At 36.2% G+C, this 20,165-nt stretch carries 18 protein-coding genes and 1 other annotated feature; all 18 genes read left to right on the top strand.

What is annotated here, in order from left to right:
* Positions 1 to 3: 3 nt before the first annotated feature.
* The 18 genes from rsmH to cspD all read left to right on the top strand — a co-directional run bounded on the left by rsmH (position 4) and on the right by cspD (position 19,956).
* A complete protein-coding gene (rsmH, locus tag CDIMF43_RS10145; RefSeq protein WP_109841910.1) occupies positions 4 to 957 on the top strand; it encodes a 16S rRNA (cytosine(1402)-N(4))-methyltransferase RsmH in 954 nt (317 codons plus the stop codon).
* A gap of 29 nt (positions 958 to 986) precedes the next feature.
* On the top strand, positions 987 to 1,364 hold the full coding sequence (gene ftsL, locus CDIMF43_RS10140) for a cell division protein FtsL (protein WP_074403178.1): 378 nt from the start codon (positions 987 to 989) through the stop codon (positions 1,362 to 1,364).
* Complete coding sequence (locus CDIMF43_RS10135) at positions 1,361 to 3,526, top strand: penicillin-binding protein (protein ID WP_074403177.1); 2,166 nt, start codon at positions 1,361 to 1,363, stop codon at positions 3,524 to 3,526. The genes ftsL and CDIMF43_RS10135 overlap by 4 nt, the downstream gene beginning before the upstream one ends.
* A gap of 19 nt (positions 3,527 to 3,545) precedes the next feature.
* Complete coding sequence (locus tag CDIMF43_RS10130; RefSeq protein ID WP_109841909.1) at positions 3,546 to 5,021, top strand: UDP-N-acetylmuramoyl-L-alanyl-D-glutamate--2,6-diaminopimelate ligase; 1,476 nt, start codon at positions 3,546 to 3,548, stop codon at positions 5,019 to 5,021.
* A 54-nt stretch (positions 5,022 to 5,075) separates the two neighbouring features.
* The gene (mraY, locus tag CDIMF43_RS10125) at positions 5,076 to 6,041 is read left to right on the top strand and encodes a phospho-N-acetylmuramoyl-pentapeptide-transferase (protein WP_074403175.1); all 966 of its coding nucleotides are present in this window, start codon (positions 5,076 to 5,078) and stop codon (positions 6,039 to 6,041) included.
* 16 nt (positions 6,042 to 6,057) lie between these two features.
* Positions 6,058 to 7,440 carry a UDP-N-acetylmuramoyl-L-alanine--D-glutamate ligase gene (murD, locus tag CDIMF43_RS10120; RefSeq protein ID WP_074403174.1) on the top strand — a complete coding sequence of 461 codons (1,383 nt, stop codon included), beginning with the start codon at positions 6,058 to 6,060 and terminating at the stop codon, positions 7,438 to 7,440.
* 30 nt (positions 7,441 to 7,470) lie between these two features.
* Complete coding sequence (gene murG, locus CDIMF43_RS10115) at positions 7,471 to 8,574, top strand: undecaprenyldiphospho-muramoylpentapeptide beta-N-acetylglucosaminyltransferase (protein ID WP_074403405.1); 1,104 nt, start codon at positions 7,471 to 7,473, stop codon at positions 8,572 to 8,574.
* A 16-nt stretch (positions 8,575 to 8,590) separates the two neighbouring features.
* Positions 8,591 to 9,487, top strand: coding sequence for a cell division protein FtsQ/DivIB (locus CDIMF43_RS10110; RefSeq protein WP_074403173.1), 897 nt, complete (start codon positions 8,591 to 8,593; stop codon positions 9,485 to 9,487).
* A gap of 151 nt (positions 9,488 to 9,638) precedes the next feature.
* Positions 9,639 to 10,949 carry a cell division protein FtsA gene (gene ftsA / locus CDIMF43_RS10105; protein WP_109841908.1) on the top strand — a complete coding sequence of 437 codons (1,311 nt, stop codon included), beginning with the start codon at positions 9,639 to 9,641 and terminating at the stop codon, positions 10,947 to 10,949.
* 56 nt (positions 10,950 to 11,005) lie between these two features.
* Entirely contained in the window at positions 11,006 to 12,277 is a 1,272-nt protein-coding gene (ftsZ, locus tag CDIMF43_RS10100; protein WP_074403171.1) for a cell division protein FtsZ, read from the top strand.
* Positions 12,278 to 12,952, top strand: a complete 675-nt coding sequence (locus CDIMF43_RS10095; RefSeq protein ID WP_109841907.1) for a YggS family pyridoxal phosphate-dependent enzyme — start codon at positions 12,278 to 12,280, stop codon at positions 12,950 to 12,952. It begins immediately after the preceding gene.
* A gap of 18 nt (positions 12,953 to 12,970) precedes the next feature.
* Complete coding sequence (locus tag CDIMF43_RS10090; RefSeq protein WP_074403169.1) at positions 12,971 to 13,465, top strand: cell division protein SepF; 495 nt, start codon at positions 12,971 to 12,973, stop codon at positions 13,463 to 13,465.
* 42 nt (positions 13,466 to 13,507) lie between these two features.
* Positions 13,508 to 13,777, top strand: coding sequence for a YggT family protein (locus CDIMF43_RS10085; RefSeq protein ID WP_311907093.1), 270 nt, complete (start codon positions 13,508 to 13,510; stop codon positions 13,775 to 13,777).
* Positions 13,778 to 13,797: 20 nt separating this feature from the next.
* Complete coding sequence (locus CDIMF43_RS10080) at positions 13,798 to 14,580, top strand: YlmH family RNA-binding protein (protein WP_074403167.1); 783 nt, start codon at positions 13,798 to 13,800, stop codon at positions 14,578 to 14,580.
* A gap of 81 nt (positions 14,581 to 14,661) precedes the next feature.
* Complete coding sequence (locus CDIMF43_RS10075; RefSeq protein WP_074403166.1) at positions 14,662 to 15,348, top strand: DivIVA domain-containing protein; 687 nt, start codon at positions 14,662 to 14,664, stop codon at positions 15,346 to 15,348.
* Positions 15,346 to 15,562: a binding site (T-box leader), on the top strand. Its footprint overlaps the gene before it by 3 nt.
* A gap of 66 nt (positions 15,563 to 15,628) precedes the next feature.
* Positions 15,629 to 18,415 carry an isoleucine--tRNA ligase gene (gene ileS, locus CDIMF43_RS10070; protein WP_109841906.1) on the top strand — a complete coding sequence of 929 codons (2,787 nt, stop codon included), beginning with the start codon at positions 15,629 to 15,631 and terminating at the stop codon, positions 18,413 to 18,415.
* A 122-nt stretch (positions 18,416 to 18,537) separates the two neighbouring features.
* Positions 18,538 to 19,530: a diaminopimelate epimerase gene (gene dapF / locus CDIMF43_RS10065; RefSeq protein ID WP_074403164.1), complete on the top strand. Its 993-nt coding sequence runs from the start codon at positions 18,538 to 18,540 to the stop codon at positions 19,528 to 19,530.
* A 225-nt stretch (positions 19,531 to 19,755) separates the two neighbouring features.
* On the top strand, positions 19,756 to 19,956 hold the full coding sequence (gene cspD, locus CDIMF43_RS10060) for a cold-shock protein CspD (RefSeq protein ID WP_074403163.1): 201 nt from the start codon (positions 19,756 to 19,758) through the stop codon (positions 19,954 to 19,956).
* Positions 19,957 to 20,165: the final 209 nt, after the last annotated feature.

Raw genomic sequence — 20,165 nt, 5'->3', positions numbered from 1 at the left:
CAAATGACAACATTTAATCACGAAACCGTATTGTTACACGAAACAGTAGACGGTTTAAATCTAAAACCAAATGGCCTATACGTGGATTGCACACTAGGTGGCGCTGGGCATAGCGAGTACTTATTGTCACAACTTGGAGAAGAAGGACATTTATATGCGTTTGACCAAGATGAACGAGCTATTGAAAACGCAAAAATCAGATTAGCTACATTTGTAGAAAAAGGAATGGTTACTTTTGTAAAGTCAAACTTTAGAGAGATTAAAGAAGCCTTAAATGACTTGGGTGTTTTTGAAATTGACGGTGTGCTTTACGACTTAGGCGTTTCCTCTCCACAATTAGATGAAGCAGAGCGTGGATTTAGTTATCATCAAGACGCACCTCTGGATATGCGAATGGATACAGATGCCCCATTAACAGCTAAAGAAGTAGTTAATACGTGGTCTTATCATGAATTAGTTCGTATTTTCTACCGCTATGGCGAAGAAAAATTTTCTAAACAAATCGCACGAAAAATCGAAGCAGTGCGAGAAGAAAAGCCTATTGAAACAACAGGTGAATTAGTTGAAATTATTAAAGAAGTTATTCCTGCACCAGCAAGAAGAAAAGGCGGGCATCCTGCTAAGCGAGTATTTCAAGCGATTCGAATTGCAGTGAATGATGAATTATCAGCAGTGGAAGACTCTCTTGAAAGTGCTATTGAGTTGCTAAAAGTTGGTGGCAGAATCAGCGTCATTTCATTCCATTCATTAGAAGACAGAATTGTGAAATCGATTTATAAAGAACACGCTGCAATGCCAGATTTACCCAAAGGATTGCCAGTGTTGCCAACAGAATTTTTACCAGAATTAAAAATTATCACACGTAAACCAATTTTACCAAGTGAAGCAGAATTGGAACAAAACAATCGATCAAGAAGCGCAAAATTACGTGTTGCAGAAAAACAGCTACTAAAATAAAATGAGCGAATAGAAGGGAAGAAAGCGATATGGCGCAAAATAGCAGTTTAGCAAGAGAACTAGAAGTTGATATTCCAAAGAGATCTCCAAGTATTCCTGATCAAACAAGCATACATATGCCTGCTCCCAGGACAGCTGGTGTAACGAAATTTGAAAAAGCCTTGTTGGGAGCCGTTGCAATTATTGCTTTTGCGCTGATTTCAGCTTGTATTACGATGCAGATTTCAATTGCTACTACCAATCGCTCATTGCAAGATACGACAACGAAGATTGCGGATATTTCAAAAGTAAATGAGAATTTACATCAAGAGGTTCAAGAATTATCAAGATATGATCGTGTTTACAATATTGCAGGAGCGGCAGGATTGAAAATGAATGAGAATAATGTAAGGAATGTTTCGAAATGAAAAATAGTAAAAACCCACAAAAAAACCGAAAAAAAATTGCGGTCATTCTATTTTTTACTACAGCGTTGCTATTTGTAGTGTTCATTAGTCGATTTTCTTACATTATGGTTAAAGGACAAATTAACGGTGAGAATCTGTCGAAGAAAGTAAATGAACTTTATACGAGAAGTAGTGTACTGAAGGCAAAACGTGGGACTATCTATGATATAGGTGGAAAACCGGTTGCATTAGATGCTACTTCTTATTCGTTAGTCGCTGTTTTAACCGATAAATGGTCAAAAGATAAGGAACATCCCAATCACGTAGTAGACAAAGAAAAAACAGCTGAAGTGCTGTCTCAAAATATTAATATGAGTAAAGAAGAAATTTTAGAACGTTTAAATACACCAAATGTCGATCAAGTTGAATTTGGAAATGCTGGGAAAAATTTAAGTTATGAAATTAAAAGCAACATCGATAAAAATAAATTAACCGGTTTGGTTTTTGATGAAACCACAACCCGCTTCTATCCAAATGGAACCTTTGCTTCTCATTTAGTAGGACTAGCACAAGTAGATAAAAATGCAGAAACAGGTGAAATCAAAAACGATATCCTGGATGGGATTATGGGGACAGAACAAGCGTACAATAACATTTTAAAAGGTACTGATGGAAAAATTGAATACAAAAAAGATTCTTTTGGGTACTCATTACCGAATACAAAACCTAAAGAAGTAAAACCAAAAGATGGAAAAGACGTTTACTTAACCTTAGATAATAGGATGCAAGTCTTTATGGAAAATACGATGACAGAAGTAAATGAAAAATACGCTCCAAAAAGTATGACGGCCATTCTAATGAATCCAAAAACGGGCGCGATTATGGCGGCTTCTCAGCGTCCTTCTTTTAACGCCGAAACGTTAGAAGATTTATCTTTTTGGCAAAACTTATTAGTAGAAGATACATTTGAACCAGGTTCCACAATGAAAGTTTTAACATTAGCTGCAGCACTTAATGAAGGGAAATTTAATCCGAATGCGACCTTTATGTCTGGAGTGAAAAAAGTGGAAGGTGGAGAAATTCGGGATCACAATAAAGTTGGATGGGGTCAGATTAGTTATTTAGAAGGATTAGAACGTTCAAGTAACGTTGCCTTTGTTAATTTGATGGAACAAATGGGAGCAGGAACTTGGAAAAATTACATGGACGCCTTTGGAATTGGAAAGTCAACCAATTCTGGTTTGCCGAATGAAAGTACGGGAAGCAATCCTTATGAATGGCCGTTAGAAAAGGCAAATACAGCCTTTGGCCAAGGGGTTACGGTGACAGCCTTTCAAATGATGCAAGCCTACTCCGCAATTGCCAACAATGGTAAAATGGTGAAACCTTATTTTGTAGATAAAACAGTCGATCCAAAAACAGGCAAGCAAACCATTACAAAACCCACTGTAGTAGGAGAACCAATTACTGCTGAAACGGCACAAAAAGAATTGGAATACTTGCAAAATGTGGTCTATAGCGAGAATGGAACAGGTCAAGCATACCAAATTGACGGGTATAAAATTGCGGCTAAAACCGGCACTGCCGAAATTGTAAATCCTGATACGAAAAAATATTATACAGGAGACAATAATTATATCTTCTCGGTAGTAGGAATGGCACCAGCCGATGATCCAGAATTAGTTCTATACGTTACAATGAAGCAACCACAAAAATATGATGGCACAGTTACAGGCGGACGGATGGTAGCAGATGTTTTTAACCCAATTATGAAAAGAGCATTACAATACCAAGATTTAAGCAATCAACCTGACGATAGTGAGTCTAATAAGGTTGAAATGAGTAAGGTAACAGGCGTTGCGAAAGAAGAAGCACTAAAAACATTAGAGGATAAAAAATTAAATGTGACGATTATCGGAAATGGTGATACAATAGTACAGCAATTACCTCTACCAGAGTCAACTATTTTGGCAGGTCAAAAAGTAGTGCTCTTGACAAACGGAGCGATGACGATGCCAAATATGACAGGCTGGTCAAAAAATGACGTTCTTAAAGTGTCAGAAATAACCGGTCAAAAATTTAAAATCGATGGAGACGGCTTTGTAACAACTCAGAGTTTACCAGAAAATGTTAACATGGAAGGTGTACCTGAGATTAACGTTACCTTAGCTCCGCCTAGATAAGAAGAAAAGGTGAGAAATAATGAACGCTATTGATTTAGTAGCCAATTTAACTTTAAAAACAGTGGAAAAAGAAATTCCCAAAGAACTAGAAATTATGAACTTAACCCAAGATAATCGAGAAATAACGGCAGGGTCATTATTTATTTGTATCAAGGGTGCGTTATTTAATGGGCATGAATTTGCCAAAGAAGCGGTTGAAAAAGGCGCTGTTTTAATCGTTGCAAGTGAACCAATTGATGTTTCAGTCCCTGTTGTTTATGTAGCCAATACAATGAGAGCAATGGCAATCTTAGCAGATGCATTTTATGAGCATCCTAGTAATGAATTAAGACTAATTGGTGTAACAGGAACAAATGGCAAAACGACAATCACTCATTTGATTGATCAAATTTTTAGAGACCACCATGAAGTAACCGGTGTTATCGGAACGATGTATCGCAGAATTGGTGATGAGATTTTTGAAACAAAAAATACAACGCCAGATAGTCTAACCTTACAAAAGACATTTCGTGAGATGCGTAAAAAAAACGTGACGACATGTGCGATGGAGGTTTCCTCTCATTCTTTAGTGCAAGGACGCGTTTGGGGAACCCATTTTGATATTGCAGTTTTTACTAATTTAAGCCAAGATCATTTAGAATTTCATCACACAATGGCAGAGTATGCCCATGCCAAAAGCCTATTGTTTTCACAACTAGGCAATACGTATCAAAAAGACCGTCCTAAATTTGCTGTTTTAAATACAGATGACCCAGTTGGCAGAAGCTATGTTTCTATGACGGCTGCACCAGTCATTAGTTATGGCATCGAATCAGATGCAGATTTTAAAGCGACCAATATTCAAATTACCAATCGAGGAACAAGCTTTGACCTGAATTTTCAAGGTTCAGTTTACCCAGTATCCTTACAATTAGTTGGCAAATTTAATGTTTTAAACGTTTTAGGAGCAATGGCAGCAGCTTTTGCAGCAGGGTTGAAACTTTCAAGTATTATTCAATCACTGGAATCCGTTCGTGGGGTTCGTGGGCGTTTCGAGCTTGTTAAAGGGAACCAAGATTTTGCTGTAATTGTCGATTACGCGCATACTCCGGATGGCTTACTAAATGTGCTGAAGACAGTTAATGAGTTTAAAGTAGGAGAAGTTTATTGTGTTGTTGGCTGTGGAGGCGATCGTGATAAAACGAAACGCCCAAAAATGGCCCGAGTAGCAATGGACTACGCAGATCATGTTATCTTTACTTCAGACAATCCTCGCACAGAAGATCCAGCTGAAATTTTAAAAGATGTAGTCAGTGAACTTGTAGAAGAAGAGTACCAGCTGCTGGTAGATCGTCGTGAAGCAATAGAAGCGGCTATTCAACAAGCAAAACCCAATGATGTAGTAATGATTGCCGGAAAAGGGCATGAAGATTACCAAATTATTGGGACAACGAAACACCATTTTGATGACGTTGAAGAAGCCGAAAAGGCTATTTTGAAATTTCATAAAGGCTAACAAAGAATCTTTAAAAAAGTGATGGTTGTCACTGAAAATTAGGAGCGGTTAAACATGCATTGGACAGAAATGTTAATGCCAGTTGTCAGTGGGTTTGCACTGACAATTATGGCGATGCCAATATTTATTGGTTATTTTAGAATGAAACAATTAGGACAAACTACAAGAGAAGACGGCCCTAAATGGCACGAAGTGAAAACTGGAACGCCCACCATGGGAGGGCTAGTCTTTCTAATCGCCATCGTTATTACAAGTAGTTGGGTAGGCATTTGGCAAAAATCCTTAACGATATCATTAGGCTTGCTTATGTTTATTTTAGTTTTATATGGAATTTTAGGCTTCCTGGATGATTTTATTAAAGTATTTAAAAAAAGAAATCTTGGGTTGACCTCTAAGCAAAAATTAATCGGACAAATTATTGGCGGCATTATATTTTTTGCTATTTATCGACTAGAAGGGTTAGATACGTTATTATACCTACCATTCTTTGGCGATGTTAATATTGGCTGGCTGTATGCCATTTTTGTGATGGTGTGGCTAGTTGGTTTTTCAAATGCAGTGAACTTAACAGATGGTCTAGATGGTTTGGTGGCAGGTACGGCAAGTATTGCTTATGGCGCGTATGCTATTTTAGCCTTTAAACAAGGTCAAACAGATATTTTGATTTTTTGTTTAGCTGTAATTGGTGGGCTTGTTGGATTCTTTTTCTTTAATAAAAAACCAGCGAAAATCTTTATGGGGGACGTAGGTTCGTTAGCATTAGGTGGCGGATTGGCAGCTGTTTCTATTCTATTGCATCAAGAATGGTCATTGCTATTGATTGGATTAATCTTTGTTATTGAAACAGCAAGCGTGATGATTCAAGTAACCTCTTTCAAATTGACAGGAAAACGTGTTTTTAAAATGAGCCCTATCCATCATCATTTTGAAATGAGTGGTTGGAGTGAATGGCGTGTTGTTTTAACTTTTTGGGCTGTAGGTTTAGTTGCAGCCATTTTAGCACTAGTGATTATTCTTTAACAGGAGGCTTTTTAGAATGAAAAAAGTAACAGCATACGAACATAAAAAAGTATTGGTTGTCGGTCTAGCTATGAGTGGCGTGAATGCGGCTAAATTGTTGCATGAATTAGGCGCATTAGTTACCGTTAACGATTATAAGAGTTTTGAAGAAAATCCAGAAGCGCAAGAACTTTTAGAATCAGGAATTCGCGTTGTAACAGGCGGACATCCAGTTGAATTATTAGATGAAGATTTTGAGTTAGTCGTAAAAAATCCTGGTATTATGTATAACAACCCAATTGTACATCGAGCAATTGAAAAAGGAATCCCCGTTATTACAGAAGTTGAATTAGCTTATGAAGTTGCCGAAAGTAAAATTATCGGCATTACTGGAACCAACGGAAAAACAACAACGACAACAATGATTGCTGAAATTTTAAATCATAATCGTAAAACTGGACATGCATATGTTGCAGGAAATATTGGAACACCAGCTAGCTTAGTTGCTCAAACGGCAACCAAGGAAGATGAAATCGTGATTGAATTATCAAGTTTCCAATTAATGGGAATTAAAACGTTACGTCCACAAATAGCGGTCATTACAAATATCTTTGAAGCACATATTGATTACCATGGCTCACGAGATGAATACGTAGCCGCAAAATGGCGTATTACTGAAAACCAAACAGCAGATGATTACTTAATTTTAAATTGGGATCAAGAAGAGCTGCGTGAACTTTCTAAAACAAGTAAAGCAAAAATTATTCCATTTTCAAGAAAAGAGATTTTAGAAAATGGTGTTTATGTAAAAGAAGATATTATTTATTATCAAGATGAAGCCATCATGAATAAAAAAGACATTGTCGTACCAGGTGAACACAATGTTGAAAATGCACTGGCAGCAATTGCGGTCGCAAAATTAGTAGGGCAAAGTAATAAAAACATTGTGGAATTATTAACTACTTTTTCTGGCGTTAAACATCGGACTCAGTTTGTGACGGAATTTAAGCAACGTAAATTTTATAATGATTCTAAAGCAACCAATATTTTGGCAACTGAAAATGCATTAAAAGGATTTAGCAAACCGGTTATCTTATTAGCAGGTGGTTTAGATCGAGGCAATGGATTTGAAGAATTGATTCCTGCTTTAAAAAATGTCAAAGCATTGATTGTTTTTGGTGAAACTGCTAGTAAAATTGAAGAAGCAGGTATCAAAGCCGGAGTCAAAACAATTCAACATGTTCAAAATGTTGAAGCAGCAGTACCCGTTGCGTATGAGTTAAGTGAACCAGAAGAAATTATTTTATTATCACCAGCTTGCGCAAGTTGGGACCAATACCGCAGCTTTGAAGTTCGTGGAGACGCGTTTATCAATGCAATCGATCAATTGATTGAAGAGGTTGAAGAACAGGAGGAGTAATGCTCAATTAAAGAGCCTTACGTGATCATTATGAAAATTATTTTATCTGGTGGAGGAACAGGCGGACATATTTATCCAGCATTAGCCCTAATTCGTCGTCTTCAAGCAGTTGATCCAGCTGTCGAAGTTCTCTATGTTGGAACAGAAAAAGGGTTAGAAAAGAAAATTGTTGAAAAGGCCGGCATTCCGTTTAAATCTGTAGAAATTCAAGGATTTAAACGCTCTTTATCACTTTCAAATTTTAAAACGATTCAATTATTCTTCAAAAGTGTATCCGATTCTAAAAAAATCGTAAAAGAGTTTAAACCGGATGTCGTAATTGGAACTGGAGGCTATGTTTGCGGACCAGTTGTCTATGCAGCCGCTAAACTAAAAATACCAACCATCGTTCATGAACAAAATAGTGTTGCAGGAGTTACGAATAAATTTTTATCCCGTTTCGTATCTAAAATCGCGATTTGCTTTGAAGAAGCACGAATGGAATTCCCTAAATTTCAAGATAAAGTAGTTTTAACCGGAAATCCAAGAGCACAAGAAGTAGCAAATATCGAAAAATCAACTGTTTTAGCCGATTATGGTTTAGCAATTACAACGCCGACATTGTTGATTTTTGGTGGCAGTCGCGGAGCAAGAAAGATTAATGAAGCCTTTCTTCAAGCTTTACCTGAACTCGTGACAAAAGACTATCAAGTTCTCTTTGCTACTGGTGAGGTCCATTATGAAAAAATTAATCAAGAAGTTGAACGTTTAAATCTGAAAAATAAAAACGTTTCTGTTGTTCCATACATTTACAATATGCCTGAAGTTTTTGCAAATGTTTCAGTAGTAATGGGTAGAAGTGGTGCGACAACTTTAGCTGAACTAACAGCGTTAGGTTTGCCAAGCATTTTGATTCCAAGTCCATACGTGACGAACGATCATCAAACCAAAAATGCAGAAAGCCTTTCACATCACCATGCAGCTCGGTTGATTCCAGATAGTGAACTAGACGGTGCACAATTTATTCAAGCAGCAGATGCCTTAATGTTAAATGAACCGTTACGTGAAGAAATGGCAAAAGAAGCAAAAAAAGTAGGAATTGTCGATGCGAGTGATCGAATCATTGCTTTAATCAATGACCTAACAAGTAATTAGAAGGGAGGGAAGGCGCATGGCTAATTGGAATAAAAGAAGTTCATATAAAAAAAAGACTGCTCAAGAGCCTGCGTCTTCTTTAACCCCTTGGGAACAAGAACAGCAGAAAAGAGCAGCAGAACAAACTAGTGAAGAGCCTGTTATTAATAAAGAAAAAAAGAAAACGAAAGCGGAAAAGAAAGTTGTTTCAATGGAACACAAATTGCCGCGTTTAAAAGAACAAAGACGAAAAAAAATGCTTCGTCGATTGATTCCAATGGTTTTTTTATTTTCTTTTACAATTTTAGTGATTCTTTATTTTATCTCTCCATTAAGTCGTATTTCAAAAGTAACCGTTTCTGGGACGAACGAAGTTTTTGACCAGTCTGTTATTGATACCAGTCAACTCAAAAAGGGAGACTCCTTATGGGAAGCATACTTTAATCGAGATAAAATGGAACAAGAAATCAAAACCGAATTGAATCAAGTGAAATCTGTCCATCTAAAATTTGATGGAGTCAATAGCTATGTGTTAGCAATCGACGAATACAAAACAGTCGCTTATTTAGCTAAAGACGATCAATACTACAATATTTTGGAAAATGGAAAAATTGTAAAAGAAAGTAGAAAAGTTTCAATAGGCAATCCACCTATCTTTAAAAATTTTAAAGAAGGTCCTGCTTTAGACGAAATGATTTTACAATATAGTCAACTGAGTAGCGATATCAAAAACAGCATTTCAGATATTGAACATCAATCCAGTAAAACAGATGACTACTTAATTAAAATAAATATGAACGACGGTAATTTAGTACAAGCTAGCATCCCGTCTTTTGCAGAAAAAATGGCATACTATCCTAGTTTTGTAAAAAGCTTAGGCGAACAAAAAGGAATTATCAATATGGAAGTTGGCGTTTATTTCGAGGCATTTTAATAAAATAGTAATTAAAAATAGTGAAATTATTAATTAAAGAATAATTCCGCTAAAATCTTCGTAAAATGTTGATAAATATGGTAAAATTAAAAATGTATATCATTTATTGAGAAAAACTAAAATCTTAGGTCAATAAAGGAGGTTTCAATTAATGGGAAATACTGGGATTTATGTGAGTCTAGATATTGGAACCACTTCAATAAAAGTAGTAGTTGCTGAATATGTCAATGGTCAAATGAACATTATTGGAGTTGGAAATGAAAAATCAGAAGGTCTAAGTCGAGGGATTATTGTCGACATCGATCAAACAGTTGAATCAATAAAAAAAGCAGTTAAACAAGCTGAACAAAAAGCAAATATGGATATTAACAATGTTATCGTTGGAATTCCATCAAATAGCGTAGAAATCGAAAGCTGTCACGGAATGATCGCTGTTTCAGGAGAAAATCGTGAAATCAGTGAATTAGATGTTGAAAATGTGATGGCCGCGGCAATGGTGCGATCAGTTCCGCCAGAAAGAGAAATTATTTCGGTGATTCCAGAAGAATTTATCGTGGATGGCTTTGACGGAATTCGTGACCCTAGAGGCATGATAGGGGTGCGTTTAGAAATGCATGCAACAATGCTAACAGGACCTAAAACGATTTTACATAACACAAAACGTTGTGTAGAAAAGGCTGGATTACAAATTGGGGAAATCGTCGTTCAACCTCTTGCAGTTGGAAGTACCGCTTTATCAAAAGGCGAACGTGATTTTGGCACGATTATCATTGATATGGGTGGTGGACAAACCTCTGCTTCTGTAATTCATGACAATCAATTGAAATATACATTCGTTGATCCTGAAGGTGGCGAATACGTTTCAAAAGATATTTCAATTATCTTGAATACCACCCTTGAAAATGCTGAAAAAATCAAACGTGATTACGGATTTGCTTTACCAGAAGAAACGTCTCCAGATGAAGTTTTTCCAGTGGAAACGATTGGTAAAAATGAACCAGTCAAAATTGATGAACAGTATTTATCAGAAATTATTGAAGCTCGTTTAGTTCAAATTTTTGAAAAAATAAAAGCTGAATTAGATGTTGTGGGTGCAAGAGAATTGCCAGGAGGAATTGTGTTAACTGGTGGAGCTGCTTCGTTACCAGGCGTGATTGAGTTGGCGAAAGATATTTTTGAAATCAATGTGAAATTATATGTTCCAGATCAAATGGGCATGCGTTTCCCAGCCTTTTCTACCGGAATTGGTTTGATTGAATATGTAGCGAATTTAGATGAAATTCACGCAGTATCAAAAGGTAGAAAAGTGCATCATACGGATGAACGAGTAAATCAGCATCATGTTGAAGAGCACGTTTTTGAACATAATGCTCCAGCACCGCGTGAAGAAAAACAGCCTAAAAAAGAAGAAGATAAGTTAAGCAACAAAGCAAAAAATTTCTTTTCTAACTTCTTTGATTAATCAACATGAACAAATGATGAAACAGAAAATAATCGATGCAAGTAGGAGGAAATAGGATGGAATTAGAATTTGATTCAATGATAAACAACGGAGCTGTCATTAAAGTAATTGGTGTCGGCGGAGCAGGAAACAATGCAGTAAATCGTATGATCGATGAAGGTGTAAAGGGTGTTGAATTTATCGTTGCAAATACCGATATTCAAGCACTACAAAGCTCAAATGCTGAAATCAAAATTCAATTAGGACCTAAATTAACAAGAGGTCTTGGAGCAGGTTCAAATCCAGAAATTGGACGTAAAGCTGCAGAAGAAAGCGAAGAACAAATCGCAGAAGCCTTAAGCGGAGCAGATATGATTTTTGTCACTGCAGGTATGGGTGGTGGAACAGGAACAGGAGCTGCACCAATTGTGGCTAGAATTGCAAAAGAACAAAGCGCATTGACTGTTGGTGTTATTACAAGACCCTTTACTTTTGAAGGTCCAAAACGTGGCCGTTTTGCTGCAGAAGGTGTTTCTGAAATGAAAGACCATGTAGATACATTGGTTATTATTTCAAACAACCGTTTACTAGAAATCGTTGACAAAAAGACACCAATGTTGGAAGCTTTCCACGAAGCAGATAACGTATTACGCCAAGGGGTACAAGGCATTTCAGATTTAATCACAGCTCCAGGATATGTAAACTTAGATTTCGCTGATGTAAAAACAGTTATGGAAAATCAAGGTTCTGCGTTGATGGGAATCGGTATGGCAAGTGGAGAAAACAGAACAGCAGAAGCAACTAAAAAAGCGATCTCTTCTCCATTATTAGAAGTATCAATTGATGGTGCTGAGCAAGTATTGCTAAACATTACTGGTGGACCAGACTTAACTTTATTTGAAGCACAAGACGCTTCTGATATCGTTTCAGCAGCTTCAACAACTGAAGTGAATATTATTTTTGGAACATCAATCAATGAAAAACTTGGTGACGAAGTAATCGTAACCGTCATTGCAACTGGGATTGACAATCAACGTGGGCAAGAAGCTCGTCGCGATACTTCAAGAACGCGTAGTTTTTCAAATACAAATGAAGCAACCCCTTATAGCAAACGCAATGAGGAACAAAGTCAATCAGCACCTGCAAGCAACCAAGCTGAAAAAGATCCATTTGGTGACTGGGATATTCGTCGTGAACCTAATGTTCGTGAAACAAGTGGACGGGAAGAAACGCCAACAGAAAAAGCTGATTTTGATGTATTTAAACGCGATTCATCGCCAGAAAAAGGGCATGGAAATGACGATGATAGTTTAGACACACCACCATTCTTTAGAAGACGTCGTAAATAAATGTCAATTGCTACAAATTTAGAAGCAGTGGAGTCAACGCTATGCCAAGCAATCGACAAAGTTGGGCGTAAACGCTCCAATGTAACGTTGATTGCAGTGACAAAAGCTGTTTCTAATGAAGCAACAAAAGAAATTTATGATTTAGGAATTCGTCATTTAGCTGAGAATAGACCAGAAGGTTTACAAGCAAAAAAAACGTACCTACCAGATACTGACATCAAATGGCATTACATTGGAAATTTACAAACGAGAAAAGTGAAGCAAGTTATTAATGAAATTGATTATTTTCATGCGTTAGATCGCATTTCTTTAGCTAAGGAAATTGAAAAGCGTGCAGAACACACAATCAATTGCTTTCTTGAAGTGAATGTTACCGGTGAGGAATCGAAACATGGCATAAATCCTTCAGAGATTGAAGCCTTTATCGATTCGTTACAAGACTATTCTAAAATAAAAATTATCGGTCTAATGACGATGGCTCCAATCGATGCAGATGAAGCAACTATTCACAAAGCCTTTTCAACGCTTTATCAACTGAAAGAAAAGATTCAAGCTAAAGGCATTTCATATGCTCCTTGTACAGAGTTGAGTATGGGAATGAGTAACGACTATCAGATTGCTGCAGAGGAAGGCGCAACATTTGTTCGTGTTGGGACAGCCTTGTTTAAAGACTAAAAAAAGGAGGAAGAGAATATGGGACTTATGGGTAATTTTAGCCAATTTTTTGGTTTGAATGATGAAGAAGAAGAGTTTGAGTATGAAGAATACGATCAAAAAACTGAAAAAGCTGCACCAATTCAAGCTCAAGAGAAAGTGTACAATGAACCAAAAAGTAAACCCGCTTTTAACTCACGTAATGTCAACGCTGTTAAGACAAGCAATAAAGTTGTTCCCTTGAATCAACAAGCGATTCCATCTCAATCAAAAATTGTTGTTTTTGAACCGCGCGTCTATTCAGAGGTTCAAGAAGTTGCAGACTTATTAATGGCAAATGAATCAGTGATTTTAAATTTCAATCGAATTGAAGAAGATCAAGCTAAACGAATTGTGGACTTCTTAACAGGAACCATTTATGCAATTAGTGGAGATATTCAACGTATCGGCGATGAAATTTTCTTGTGTACACCACCAAATGTTGAAATTGATGGTATGTTAACAGAAATGATGCGTGATAAGGAATTCTACTAGAAAGAGGTGTTTGAAAACAATATGATAGATATTTTAATATTTGTGTACAGAGTGTTATCCGAAGCGATTAATATTTATTCTATTTTAATTGTTGTTTATGCACTGTTGTCGTGGTTACCTGGCGCTTATAATTCTAAGCTAGGAGAAATATTAGCCAGACTTTGTGAGCCCTATTTAGATGTTTTTAGAAGAATTATTCCACCAATTGGAGGGATTAGTTTTTCACCGATTGTGGCATTGATTGTTTTAAGTTTAGTAAATCGTGGACTTTATTATGTTTTAATGTTTTTAATTCAAACCATAGCATCATAAGAATAAGGGGGCGCTGAAAGATGATTGAAAATGTGTATCAGCATTTTAGAAAAGAAGAGCGCTCTTTTATTGATGCTGTAACAGGTTGGATTCAAGAATGTGAAGATCAATATACACCCTATTTGACCAAGTTTTTAGATCCTAGACAAGTCTATATTATTGAAACGTTGATTGGCAAAAGAAGCGAATTAAAAGTGTATTTATTTGGCGGATACGAATCAGCTGAGCGAAAACGTGCCTTTATTTGCCCAGAATATTTTATTCCTAAGCAAGATGATTTTAAGGTTGCGTTATGTGAGATTCATTACCCTCTGAAATTTGCGCATTTAACTCATAGTAAGATTTTAGGAACTCTAATTTCAACTGGGGTAAAACGGGAGTTTTTTGGAGATATTATCTTCGATGGAGAACGTTGGCAATTTTTTATAGATGAATCGATGGAAAGTTATGTTCGAAATCAAATCGAAAAAATTGGCAATGTGTCGATTCGAGTTGAAGAACGAACCTATGTAGACATTATAACACCAATTGATGATTGGAGTTATATTAGCGGGACGGTTTCATCTATGCGAATCGATACCATTATTTCAAGTGTTTTCAATATTTCAAGACAACGAGCAAAACAGTTGATTGAAGCTGGTAAAGTAAAATTGAATTGGGCAGAAATTTTGCGACCTGATTTTGAAATTGGTTTGTTAGATATTTTATCCATTCGAGGTTTTGGTCGAATTCAAATCAAAGAAATTGAAGGTAAGACTAAAAAAGACAAATGGCGAATTCAATTCGGTGTTCTTTTTAAATAACAAAAGACATTTCTTGTAGAAATTCCATTTGTAGCTTATAATAGTAAACAACAATATAAAATGAAACTGGAGGTGTCTTCCATGGTGTTAACTCCGTTAGATATACATAACAAAGAGTTCCCTGTCAAGATGCGTGGATATGACCAAGATGAGGTCAATGATTATTTAGATCAAATCATTAAAGATTATGAAATGGTGCTAAAAGAGAAACGTGAATTAGAGAAACAATTAAAATTCAGCGAAGAAAAAGTTGAACATTTCAATAACTTGCAAGATGCTTTAAATAAATCGATTATTGTAGCTCAAGAAGCAGCAGATCGCGTAAAAGAAAATGCAAATAAAGAATCTAAAATTATTATGATGGATGCTGAAAAAAATGCAGATCGTTTACTAGACGAAGCCGTTACAAAAGCACGCAAAATCAGCATTGAAACAGATGGCTTGAAAAAACAAAGTCGTGTGTTTAAACAACGTCTACAATTAATGATCGAATCACAATTAGAAATGGTACGCAACAAGGAATGGGATGAGTTGTTACAAACAACACCAGGAGAAACCTTGGAAATTCCAACCTTAAAAGAAGTTTTAGCAGATTTACCAAAAGCAATTGAAGAAACGGAAGAAGTAGCAATCCAAGAACCAATTGATGTCGCAGATATTAAAAAATTTGATGATGTTGATACAAGTGTAGCAGAAGAATCGCCAGAAGATTTAAACTACCGAGTAGAAGGTACACTGGAAGCTATTGAATTGCCAGAAGAAAAATAAATGACTTTGAATAGAACAGAAAAATGATAACAATACTTTTAGCGAGCTAGTGAATGGTGAAAGACTAGCAAGTCCCTGTTATGATTAGATCCTCTAGGAGTCAATTAGCTGAAACGAAGTAAGCTAATTCGTTTGATTGGCGTTAACAATTACTTGAGGAGAAAAAGAAATTTTTCTTAAACTTGGGTGGTAACACGAAGACTTCGTCCCTACTATAGGGGTGGAGTCTTTTTTTAATAAATTAAACTAAATTTTAAAATAGATAAGGAGTTTATATAACATGAAAATGAAAGAAACATTACAGCTTGGAAAAACAGATTTTCCAATGCGTGGAAATTTACCAACAAGAGAAGTGGAATGGCAAAAAAATTGGGAGACTGTTGACATTTACGCTCAACGTCAAAAATTAAATGAAGGCAAACCAAGCTTTGTTTTACATGATGGCCCTCCTTATGCAAATGGCAATATCCATATGGGGCATGCCTTAAACAAAATCAGCAAAGACATCATTATCCGTCATAAATCAATGTCAGGTTTCCGTTCACCATACGTTCCTGGTTGGGATACTCATGGTTTGCCAATCGAGCAAGCTTTAACAAATAAAGGAGTTAAGCGCAAAGAAATGACAGTCGCTGAATTCCGTAAAAAATGTGAAGAATATGCATGGGAGCAAGTCAACAAACAACGTGAAGATTTCAAACGTTTAGGTGTTGCTGGAGAATGGGATCATCCTTATGTAACGTTACAACCAGAATACGAAGAAGCACAAATTCGTGTCTTTGGAAAAATGGCTGAAAAAGGCTATATTTACAAAGGATTAAAACCAATTTACTGGTCACCTTCAAGCGAATCAGCACTAGCAGAAGCGGAAATTGAATACAAAGACGTTAAATCTCCTTCAATCTACGTCGCATTTAAAGTAGTAGACGGAAAAGGAGTCTTAGATACTGATACGTCCTTAGTTATTTGGACAACAACGCCTTGGACCATTCCTTCTAACTTAGGAATCTCAGTAAATGCCTTATATGATTATGTAGTTGTTTTAGCTGACGGCAAAAAGTTTGTAGTGGCTAAGGACCTATTAGAAACGGTTCAAAATGCAATTGGCTGGGAGTCTGTTGAAGTTTTAAGTGAATTAAAAGGGTCTGAAATGGAATATATGACGGCACAACATCCACTATACGAACGCACCTCATTAGTAATGGTCGGCGATCATGTGACGTTAGACGCTGGTACTGGTTTAGTTCATACCGCTCCAGGACATGGTGACGATGACTTTATTATTGGCCAAAAATATAAATTAGGTGTTTTATCACCAATTGACGATCGTGGTGTCTTCACTGATGAAGCTCCTGGTTTTGAAGGTGTCTTTTATGACAAAGGAAATAAATTGATTACAGAAGCTCTTGACGAAAAAGGAGCATTACTAAAACTTGATTTCTTTACTCATAGTTACCCACATGACTGGAGAACAAAAAAACCGGTTATTTTCCGAGCAACACCGCAATGGTTTGCTTCAATTGATGACTTCCGCGCGGATATTTTAACAGCTGTTGAAGGCGTTGAATGGGTTCAAAAATGGGGAATGACTCGTCTTTATAATATGGTTCGTGATCGTGGCGATTGGGTTATTTCAAGACAACGTGCATGGGGTGTTCCATTGCCAATTTTCTATGGTGAAAATGGAGAAGCGATTATTACTCCAGAAACAATTGACCACGTTGCGACATTATTTGGCGAACATGGTTCAAATGTTTGGTTTGAAAGAGAAGCAAAAGACTTATTACCTGCAGGATTTACTCATCCATCAAGTCCAAATGGTGAATTTACAAAAGAAAATGACATTATGGATGTTTGGTTTGATTCAGGCTCTTCTCACCAAGCCGTTTTAGCAGCGAGACCTTATTTAACGTATCCAGCTGATATGTATCTAGAAGGATCAGATCAGTATCGTGGTTGGTTCAACTCAAGTATTACAACAAGTGTCGCAATTAACGGAATTGCACCATACAAAACGGTTCTTTCTCAAGGGATGGTATTAGATGGTGAAGGTCGCAAGATGAGTAAATCAATCGGAAATACGATTTTACCTGAAAAAGTTGTGAAACAAATGGGCGCAGATATTATTCGTTTATGGGTAGCTAGTGTTGATACGCAAGCAGATGTCCGAGTAAGTGATGAAATCTTAAAACAAGTTTCAGAAGTTTATCGTAAAATCCGTAATACGTTACGTTTTCTATTGGCAAATACATCTGATTTTGATCAAAAAGCAGATGCAGTTGACTATAACAACTTGCGTTCAGTAGATAAATATTTAATGATTCGACTAAATCAATTAATTGGAAAAGTAGAAGAAAGCTATGAAAAATATGAATTCTCTACAATTTATCAATTAATCAACAACTTCTGTACGGTTGACCTATCACAATTTTATCTAGACTTTGCTAAAGATGTTGTTTATATTGAAGCGGCAGATGCTTATGAGCGTCGTGCAATGCAAACTGTTTTCTATGAAGTATTGGTAACATTAACAAAATTATTGACACCAATTTTACCTCATACAGCCGAAGAGGTTTGGGATTTCTTAAACGAGGAAGAAGACTATGTTCAATTATCAGAAATGCCAGAAGTGACTCATTATCCAAATGAAGAAGAATTAGTGGATATGTGGGAAGCCTTTATGGACTTAAGAAATGACGTTCAAAAAGCACTAGAAGAAGCGCGTAATGAAAAGAAAATTGGAAAATCCTTTGAAGCAAAATTAGTGCTTTATCCAAATGAGCAAACGAAAGCGTTGATTGCTGCTTTAGATAGCAATCTTGCTCAACTGTTTATTGTGTCTGATTTAGAAGTAAAAGGCATGAAAGAAACAGCACCTGAAAATGCATTGCAATTTGATTCAGTAGCGATTCTGATTGAAAAAGCTGAAGGAGAAACGTGTGAGCGATGTCGTGGAGTGAAACATGACGTTGGCAGTCATCCAGATGCTCCAAACTTGTGTGATCGTTGTGCTACAATTGTCGAAGAACATTATCCAGCAGCTCTTTTACCAGAAGAAGCGGAGTAAAGTCAATTAAACCGAATCTTAGAAATTAAGATTCGGTTTTTTTACTCAATGAAGTAAATAGTCAACTAATCGTTTTTATGATAAGATAATGTTATTAAAATGGACATAGAGGAGTGGTTTTGATGGAACTTGACCTGATAAAAGTTCACGGTTCAGAAAATAGTTTTTTCATTCTTGATGAAACAATTTTAGAAAGACCTTTAACAGAAGCAGAACTAGTAAAAGTAACAACAACCTTAACGAATCGTGAAACAGGTTTATTGAATGGAGCAGATGGAATTCTATTCATCACTAAAAGCTCACAGCCTGAAGCAGTTGCTAAAATGCGTGTAATCAATAGTGACGGTAGTGAAGCGAGTATGTGTGGCAATGGGTTAAGAACGGTGGCCCGTTACCTTGCAGAAAAAGAGCAATTAGATTACTTTCATGTAGAAACGATGCATGCCAATTTATTAGTTCAAAAAACCACTGAAATTGGGCATGATGTTGCAACTTATCAAGTAGAAATTTCACCTGTATCTTTTCAAACTTCGACACTGCCTTTAATTGGCAAAGGAGAAACGTTAATCAATCAGCCATTTAAAGAGCTAGATTCAAAGCTGTTATTTTCAGCAGTGGCGGTTCCAAATCCACATTTAATTAGTTTTGTTGACCATGAAACAATGGAGAGTCCTTTACTTGAAGAAATAGCCCGATTCGTTAATGGAGAAAACCCTTATTTTATTGATGGCGTAAATGTTAGTTTTGTTGAAGTATTAGGAAAAGATCAAATTTTTGTGAAAACTTATGAGCGTGGCGTTGGTTTTACAAATGCTTGTGGAACAGCGATGTCTGCTAGCAGTCTGATGTATGTTTTACTAAAAGAGGGGTCATTTGATCAAAAAATTCAAGTTTTCAATCCAGGTGGAATGGTTCAAACGATTGTTCATCAAGACAATGAAGACAATTATTGGATGGAATTAATTGGAAATGCTACTTATTTACAAAAAATCACATTATCGTTATCAGATGCACAAAAAGGTGATTTTAGTAATAGCCAATTAATGATTTTAAATGAAAACGATGCGTATCAAGAATTTATCAAAGAGGCTCAAAACGTTTTAAAAAAGAACTGAAAATATATTAAAAAGGTTATTAAACCAGCGTGTAAAACCCTTGCATAAGAAAAAATATTGAGCTATAATGAATTTGTGATGGGTTTACTTTTATAATGGCGAAAAGAGTTTGAATTCAAGAGGTCTTGAATGGCTTGTTTCTTTTTAGTAACTAGAAACAGCTAAACTTGGACTTTTTATCAAAGAAATCTATTGCAAAAAGAGATAAATGGAGGTCACGGACAGATGGAAAAAGGTACAGTAAAATGGTTTAACAGTGAAAAAGGTTTTGGCTTTATCGAAGTAGAAGGCGGAGAAGATGTATTCGTACATTTTAGCGCAATCACAGGTGACGGTTTTAAATCACTTGAAGAAGGCCAACCAGTAGAATTCGAAATCGTTGAAGGAAATCGTGGCGCACAAGCAGCTAACGTTGTAAAACTATAATTTTTGAATTCAATCAAAAGAAGTGATTCCTTTATAAGGGACACTTCTTTTTTATTCGACAAAATGAAGTAAAATAGATGGAGGTTATAGAAATACAAGATTGTGTTTTTTTATTATCTTTATAAAAGGAGTCAATCAAGCAAAGAAATAGCCACCAATGGTTGTAACCGTTTTAAGTGTTGATAGATATTGATTCTTGTTTTTTCTAG

It is taken from the genome of Carnobacterium divergens, assembly GCF_900258435.1.
In the GTDB taxonomy this organism is placed as follows: domain Bacteria; phylum Bacillota; class Bacilli; order Lactobacillales; family Carnobacteriaceae; genus Carnobacterium; species Carnobacterium divergens_A.
This window is presented reverse-complemented; position numbering and strand designations above follow the sequence as displayed.

Excerpts from the sequence above, each read along its gene's own strand:
- rsmH (WP_109841910.1), top strand. The coding sequence starts at position 4 with ATGACAACATTTAATCACGAAACCGTATTGTTACACGAAACAGTAGAC.
- ftsL (WP_074403178.1), top strand. The coding sequence starts at position 987 with ATGGCGCAAAATAGCAGTTTAGCAAGAGAACTAGAAGTTGATATTCCA.
- CDIMF43_RS10135 (WP_074403177.1), top strand. The coding sequence starts at position 1,361 with ATGAAAAATAGTAAAAACCCACAAAAAAACCGAAAAAAAATTGCGGTC.
- CDIMF43_RS10130 (WP_109841909.1), top strand. The coding sequence starts at position 3,546 with ATGAACGCTATTGATTTAGTAGCCAATTTAACTTTAAAAACAGTGGAA.
- mraY (WP_074403175.1), top strand. The coding sequence starts at position 5,076 with ATGCATTGGACAGAAATGTTAATGCCAGTTGTCAGTGGGTTTGCACTG.
- murD (WP_074403174.1), top strand. The coding sequence starts at position 6,058 with ATGAAAAAAGTAACAGCATACGAACATAAAAAAGTATTGGTTGTCGGT.
- murG (WP_074403405.1), top strand. The coding sequence starts at position 7,471 with ATGAAAATTATTTTATCTGGTGGAGGAACAGGCGGACATATTTATCCA.
- CDIMF43_RS10110 (WP_074403173.1), top strand. The coding sequence starts at position 8,591 with ATGGCTAATTGGAATAAAAGAAGTTCATATAAAAAAAAGACTGCTCAA.
- ftsA (WP_109841908.1), top strand. The coding sequence starts at position 9,639 with ATGGGAAATACTGGGATTTATGTGAGTCTAGATATTGGAACCACTTCA.
- ftsZ (WP_074403171.1), top strand. The coding sequence starts at position 11,006 with ATGGAATTAGAATTTGATTCAATGATAAACAACGGAGCTGTCATTAAA.
- CDIMF43_RS10095 (WP_109841907.1), top strand. The coding sequence starts at position 12,278 with ATGTCAATTGCTACAAATTTAGAAGCAGTGGAGTCAACGCTATGCCAA.
- CDIMF43_RS10090 (WP_074403169.1), top strand. The coding sequence starts at position 12,971 with ATGGGACTTATGGGTAATTTTAGCCAATTTTTTGGTTTGAATGATGAA.
- CDIMF43_RS10080 (WP_074403167.1), top strand. The coding sequence starts at position 13,798 with ATGATTGAAAATGTGTATCAGCATTTTAGAAAAGAAGAGCGCTCTTTT.
- CDIMF43_RS10075 (WP_074403166.1), top strand. The coding sequence starts at position 14,662 with ATGGTGTTAACTCCGTTAGATATACATAACAAAGAGTTCCCTGTCAAG.
- ileS (WP_109841906.1), top strand. The coding sequence starts at position 15,629 with ATGAAAATGAAAGAAACATTACAGCTTGGAAAAACAGATTTTCCAATG.
- dapF (WP_074403164.1), top strand. The coding sequence starts at position 18,538 with ATGGAACTTGACCTGATAAAAGTTCACGGTTCAGAAAATAGTTTTTTC.
- cspD (WP_074403163.1), top strand. The coding sequence starts at position 19,756 with ATGGAAAAAGGTACAGTAAAATGGTTTAACAGTGAAAAAGGTTTTGGC.